The organism is Streptomyces niveiscabiei (genome assembly GCF_001419795.1).
Lineage (GTDB): Bacteria > Actinomycetota > Actinomycetes > Streptomycetales > Streptomycetaceae > Streptomyces > Streptomyces niveiscabiei.
Genome location: NZ_LIRL01000758.1, coordinates 1 through 5943, shown reverse-complemented (window position 1 = coordinate 5943; position 5943 = coordinate 1). Strand labels below are relative to the sequence as shown.

Below are 5943 nucleotides of genomic sequence, written 5' to 3'. Positions count from 1 at the left end.
GGGGAGGGTGGGGGGCATGAGGGCGGCGAGCGACACGGACCTCGTACGGACGGTGGCCGGTGGCGTCGGCATCGCAGCGCCGACGAGGACGCACGGCACCGACCTCACACAGACAGTGGCCGGTGGCGTCGCAGGGCCGGCGAGGGCACTCGGCACCGGCCTCGCGCAGACGGCAGCCGGTGGCGCCGGCATCGTACGGATCGGTCTCCTACGGACCAGCCCCCTGCGGGCGGTCGTGCAACGTGGGTGCAACGTCCGGGTGCGTAGCGTCCGTCGGAGCTGTCCAACGGCGGGCAGCGCCGGTGAAGGAGGCATGGGATGACTCGTTACGCCGCGCCCGGGTCGGAGGGGGCGCTCGTCTCCTACCAGGGGCGTTACGACCACTTCATCGGCGGGGAGTACGTGCCGCCGGTGCGGGGGCAGTACTTCGAGAACCCGAGTCCGGTGAACGGGCAGCCGTTCACGGAGGTCGCGCGGGGCACGGCGGAGGACGTGGAGAAGGCGCTGGACGCGGCGCACGCGGCGGCGCCCGCGTGGGGGCGCCGGTCGGCGACGGAGCGTTCGGACGTCCTGCTGAGGATCGCCGACCGGATGGAGGCGAACCTGGAGGCGCTGGCGGTCGCGGAGAGCTGGGAGAACGGCAAGCCGGTGCGCGAGACGCTGGCGGCGGACATCCCCCTGGCCATCGACCACTTCCGGTACTTCGCGGGGGCGGTGCGCGCGCAGGAGGGTTCGCTCAGCGAGGTCGACGAGGACACCGTGGCGTACCACTTCCACGAGCCGCTCGGGGTGGTCGCGCAGATCATCCCGTGGAACTTCCCGATCCTGATGGCGACGTGGAAGCTCGCGCCGGCGCTGGCGGCGGGCAACACGGTCGTGATCAAGCCGGCCGAGCAGACGCCCGTGTCGATCCACTACTGGATGTCGCTGATAGCGGACCTGCTGCCGCCGGGTGTCGTGAACATCGTCAACGGCTTCGGCCTGGAGGCGGGCAAGCCGCTCGCGTCGAGCCCGCGCGTGGCGAAGGTCGCGTTCACCGGGGAGACCGCGACCGGGCGGCTGATCATGCAGTACGCGGCGGAGAACCTGAAGCCGGTGACGCTGGAGCTGGGCGGGAAGTCGCCGAACATCTTCTTCGACGACGTCTGGGACAAGGACGACGACCTGCGCGACAAGGCCCTCGAAGGGTTCACGATGTTCGCGCTGAACCAGGGCGAGGTGTGCACGTGCCCGTCCCGAGGCCTCATCCAGCGCGGCAACTACCCCGACTTCCTCGCCGCGGCCGTCGCCCGCACCGAGCTGATCAAGCCGGGGCACCCGCTCGACACGGAGACGATGATCGGCGCGCAGGCGTCCAGCGAGCAGCTCGCGAAGATCCTCTCGTACATCGAGATCGGCCAGAAGGAGGGCGCGAAGGTCCTCACGGGTGGTGAACGCGCCGAGTACGACGGCGAGTTGAAGGGCGGCTACTACGTCCGTCCGACCATCTTCGAGGGCGACAACCGGATGCGCGTCTTCCAGGAGGAGATCTTCGGGCCGGTCGTCTCCGTCGCCGGGTTCGACGACTTCGACGACGCCATCAAGATCGCCAACGACACGGCGTACGGCCTCGGCGCGGGCGTCTGGACCCGCGACGTCAACACGGCGTACCGCGCGGGCCGCGCGATCCAGGCCGGCCGCGTGTGGACCAACTGCTACCACGCGTACCCCGCGCACGCGGCGTTCGGCGGCTACAAGCAGTCGGGGATCGGCCGGGAGACGCACAAGATGATGCTGGAGCACTACCAGCAGACGAAAAACCTCCTCGTCTCGTACTCGCCGAAGAAGCTGGGCTACTTCTGAGCCCTGAAGCCGGAAGAACAGTCGCAACAGCGCAGGGCCCGGGCCTCCGAGGAGGTCCGGGCCCTGCGGGGAGAGGCTGTCATTCAGTGGGGCTATGCCTCAGTTCACGGGCTTTGGCCGCCCACTCCCCCACCCTGGCGATGGCGGAGGTCAGTTGCTTCACCGCGGTGGAGATCTCCTTCACCGGCTTGCGGAGGAGCCGACTCAGCTGAGTCATGGCGCCTGCCGAGGTACCGAAGAAACGGATCTGCACCAGGCTTTCCTGCGCGGTCTCGTCCAGGGAGATCAGCTGTTCCAGAAACTCATCCGTGCCCTCTCCGCGCTCGTCGGGCGGCGTCATCTCGATGAGCGAGAGCGCGGCTCGCACTCCGCTGTCCAGAGTCGCCATTCGCCCCGCGAACGCGGTGGCGACAGTGTTGAGTTCGGCTGCCGGAGCGCTGATCGTCTCCGCATACCGGGCAATGGCGGCGAGCCGTGCGCTCATGGGCGCATTCGCCTCGCTCAGATCGGCGATCTCGGGACTGGCCTGCTCGGTCAGCGATCCGATCGTCTCGATGGCCTTCGTGATCGCGTCCATGTCGGCGGTCACCTCTTCCAGCCCGCCCTCAAGCACGGCGAAGTTGTCGAGCAGACCGGGCGAGTCCTCTTCCTCCCCTGTCCCGGCGTCCGAGACGGAGGTCGCCCCGCCTTCGGCCTGGAGACCGCGCAGCACCCGCGCAGGCGTGAGGAGTTCGAAGCCGTCCCGGAGTCCGGCTTCCAGCGCGTTCTCGATCTCCTTGCGCGCCCCGGCCAGATGGCTGCGCGTCCGCTTGTAGCGGATCGTCCGGATCGACGCGATGTCGAAGGGCAGTTGTCCGGTCTCCCCGATGTGGATCGTGGGCTTGCCCGTGATGTGCCGCAGCCCCAGCTCGTACATCACGTTGGGGTTGCCGCCGCTGACGTCGGCGATGACCAGGTCCGACTCGACGACGTACCGGCAGATCTGCTCGTTGATGTCACCGGCGTTCGCGATGCCGTCCGCACGCACGGCATTGATGCCGTACTTCTCGCAGGCGGGGACGATCACCTCCTCGAAGATGCGCAGGTGATGCTCGAATGCCTCGCGTTCGGGGCTGTTGTGGACGGCGTGGAAGTCACCGATGGGACCGACGACGAAGCACATGCGGGGCTGGTCGGACTCGTGTCCGAGCGTCTGTGGAGCGGTCATTCGGAAACCTCCGATGCGCGGGTCTGAATGTCGTGGGGCTGGGCTGCGGGTGCGGTGTCGTTCTCCAAGGGGACGGCGTACACCGGCCGTTCCTCGATGCCGAGGGTGCTCAGCAAGTAGGCGGTGGGGATGCGGTACTGCCCGCCGACCCGCAGGACAGGGCACGGGAAAGCACCGAGGCGGATCAGCTTGTAGGCCGTCGCCGGGCAGATGGCGAAGGCGCGGGCGGCTGTGCGCAGGTCGACGCTCAGGGGGAGGTCGAGGGCCTCCGCGAAGCCGAGCGGGAGGCCGGACCGCCCGCTCACCGTCGGGTCCCCGTGGAGCGCAGGGTCAAGGTGCCGATGAGCTCGGCCTCCTCGTGTCGGCGGGCCCGGAACACCAGGTCAGGCAGGCGGGTACCGGTCCGTCGGCCGTCGCGGCGAGGGCGCGGCTCGGCGAAGCGGATCGTGGCGTACAAGCCCTCACGGCGAGGCGGAGGAGTGATGTGCAACTGCCACCCCTCCGGTGGGTCGGGCTGTTCCTCCGCCGGGACGGAGGCGTGGCGCGCTTCGGCGAAAGCACCGATGTCGACCACGGGAACCTCCCGCGTGACGCGCCTCGCGTAGGCCCACATCTGGTTCACTGCCTCCTTGATCAGACAACCGCCCAGTTCCGGGGTGTCCGGGTCCACCGTGTCGAGGGCGGCAAGCACAGCCAGAAGTGCCTCCGCCTCCAGATCGGCCCGGTCGAGCCGCCGCCAGCAGCGCAGGATCCGGTGCAGATTCCGGTACAGCCCGGGGAGGGTGAGCCAGACGACGAGCAGCCGCCCGTCGCCGTTCTGCGGCTCCTGCTGCGCCTCGACGACGGCCTGCCGCCAGACCGCCGCCCCCAGCGCCGCGTCCCTCAGCGGGCCGTAGAGCGCGCTCCTGCTCTCCTCCAGGGAAAGCAGGACGGCCTGGGAACCGATGTGCACGGTGAGAGACGAGCGCGTGGCGTCGGGCGAACCGAGAACGGCCCTGTCGATCCGGGTGAAGACGCTCCCGGGTCCGATCGATGTCATCCCTCCCCCTTTCCGGCCTTGTCGGGTCCGAGATGGGTCAGGGCGGTAGCGGTTCGGGCGCAGACACCCGCGAGGTCGGTCAGGGCCGACCGCACCTTCACGTGCCACGTCGCACGGATCCGGTTCGTCGTGGTGTTCCGGCGTCCGGACCATGTGTCCGACGAAGCAGGCGGATGAAAGTGGATGCCGCCGTACACGGCGTGGCCGACGTTCACCCCGTAGTCCGCCCATTGGCTGTCGCTCCGCTCACGCCAGAGCGGGTCCTCGTCGTGGGCTGTCATCAGGCCGGCCCGGAGCCGGCCGGAGGAGTCACGGGCAGGCCGACGGTGAGGCCGCCGACGACGTCCCTGCCGACAGCGGCGCCCTGGTGGACGTACTGGGACAGGGATGCCCGGCGGGGTTCACCGGTCTCCGGCGAGGAGTTCGGCTCCAGCGCGGACCTGACGGCGTCCGGCGTGTGGCCCGGCACGCGGATCCAGCCGTAGCCGCCGAACTCCTTCACCCGCACATGGACCCGGACGTACTGCGCGGGGTCGAGATCCCGCTGTCCGGACCGCACGACGTCCTGATACAGCCCGTCGGACACGATGACAGCCAGATCCGCCGTGGTGAGGGTGGCGAGTACGGCTCGAATCTGGGGTGCGTTGATGTACCGCGCCACTGCGACAGGGGCCGGACCGGCATGGCCGAGAGCCGCGTTCGCGACCATGCCGGTGGCCACGGCCACCCGGAGCCTGACCCGCTGCGCGGCCGGCCGGGCGTTGCGGTCCCCGAGGCGGACCGCGAGATGGTGGACGAAGGAGCCCAGCAGGGCATTCTCCGGCGTCGCCTCGGGGAGGACGGCGAACTCCAGGTCACCCTGCGGCTGACGCGTCCAGGCCCCGCGGTCCAGGCCGCTCGACGCCGCTGCCTCGTCCAGCATCCGGACCAGGTCGGACTGGACGGCCGACTGCGTCCGGGTGTCGAGGCGGCTGTACTGCTCCACGTCGGCGGCGAGACACAACCGACGGTGGGCCAGGTCGTCCGGTGGACGGGGATGAGAGAGATCGTTCACGACAACTCGCCACCTTCCAGAGGGGGTTGGGTGTGGTGCACGCCAACTGTCGGAGGAAGGGGCGAGGCCCGTCCAAGAAGCCGTATTAATGCGGCTTGCTTGCCGTGTTCGCAGGTGACGCGCTCAGAGGCGTGCCGCCTTGCGCAGACGGGCCATGTCCTCGACGGAGGTCCGCTGGGAGCCGGTGGTGATGATCTTGCGCTGCCTCAGGCGGGCGAGAGCCTTGTGCACGCTGTCCGTGGTGGAGGCAGTCAGGGCGGCGAACTCCGACTGGGACAGAGCCACCTCGATCCGCACCTTGTTCCAGTTGGGTCCCCTGAGCGTGTCCGCGGGCCGTCCGTACGACTCGGCGAGTTCGACAAGGACGCGTGCCAGCCGAACCTGAAGCGAGAACCCGCCGAGTTCGACCCTCAGGCGATCGGACCGACGCAACCGGCCGCAGAGCACCCTCGTGAGCGGCAGCGACGTCTCTGGATGGGCGAGGAGAAAAGCCTTCAGTTCATGTTGTGGAATGACAGTGCCGACCACGTCCCCCCAACAGGTGACTGTGGCCGATCGTGGTCCGTCGTCCAGCGCCGCCACCTCGCCCACGACGTCCCCGGCGGTCTTGATGTCCACGAGCTGCACCCGATCACCCAACCTGACGCTCACCTTGACCCAGCCCTCGTGGAGGACCACCAGTTCGTGTTCGCGGTCACCCTCGTGCATGAGTACGTCTCCCGCGGCGTACCGCCGTCGAGTACCGAGCCGAGTGAAAGCGGCGCGTGCTTCGGGCGACAATGAGGGTTTTCAGCGGTGCCG

The 5943-nt window shown here is 69.1% G+C and carries 6 protein-coding genes; 1 reads left to right on the top strand and 5 read right to left on the bottom strand.

The window, feature by feature from the left end:
• The first annotated feature begins 318 nt into the window (after positions 1-318).
• Positions 319-1842: an acetaldehyde dehydrogenase ExaC gene (gene exaC, locus AOK24_RS32855; protein ID WP_055723671.1), complete on the top strand. Its 1524-nt coding sequence runs from the start codon at positions 319-321 to the stop codon at positions 1840-1842.
• A 79-nt stretch (positions 1843-1921) separates the two neighbouring features.
• Here exaC and AOK24_RS32850 read toward each other — a convergent pair whose 3' ends face one another.
• The 5 genes from AOK24_RS32850 to AOK24_RS32825 all read right to left on the bottom strand — a co-directional run bounded on the left by AOK24_RS32850 (position 1922) and on the right by AOK24_RS32825 (position 5922).
• Positions 1922-3049, bottom strand: a complete 1128-nt coding sequence (locus AOK24_RS32850) for a hypothetical protein (RefSeq protein ID WP_055723670.1) — start codon at positions 3047-3049, stop codon at positions 1922-1924.
• Entirely contained in the window at positions 3046-3354 is a 309-nt protein-coding gene (locus AOK24_RS32845; protein WP_055723669.1) for a MerR family transcriptional regulator, read from the bottom strand. The genes AOK24_RS32850 and AOK24_RS32845 overlap by 4 nt, the downstream gene beginning before the upstream one ends.
• Positions 3351-4088: a hypothetical protein gene (locus AOK24_RS32840; RefSeq protein ID WP_055723668.1), complete on the bottom strand. Its 738-nt coding sequence runs from the start codon at positions 4086-4088 to the stop codon at positions 3351-3353. Before AOK24_RS32840 ends, AOK24_RS32845 begins: the two co-directional genes overlap by 4 nt.
• A 280-nt stretch (positions 4089-4368) precedes the next feature.
• Positions 4369-5142, bottom strand: coding sequence for a hypothetical protein (locus AOK24_RS32830; protein WP_055723666.1), 774 nt, complete (start codon positions 5140-5142; stop codon positions 4369-4371).
• 123 nt (positions 5143-5265) lie between these two features.
• On the bottom strand, positions 5266-5922 hold the full coding sequence (locus AOK24_RS32825; protein WP_063799556.1) for a Crp/Fnr family transcriptional regulator: 657 nt from the start codon (positions 5920-5922) through the stop codon (positions 5266-5268).
• Positions 5923-5943: the final 21 nt, after the last annotated feature.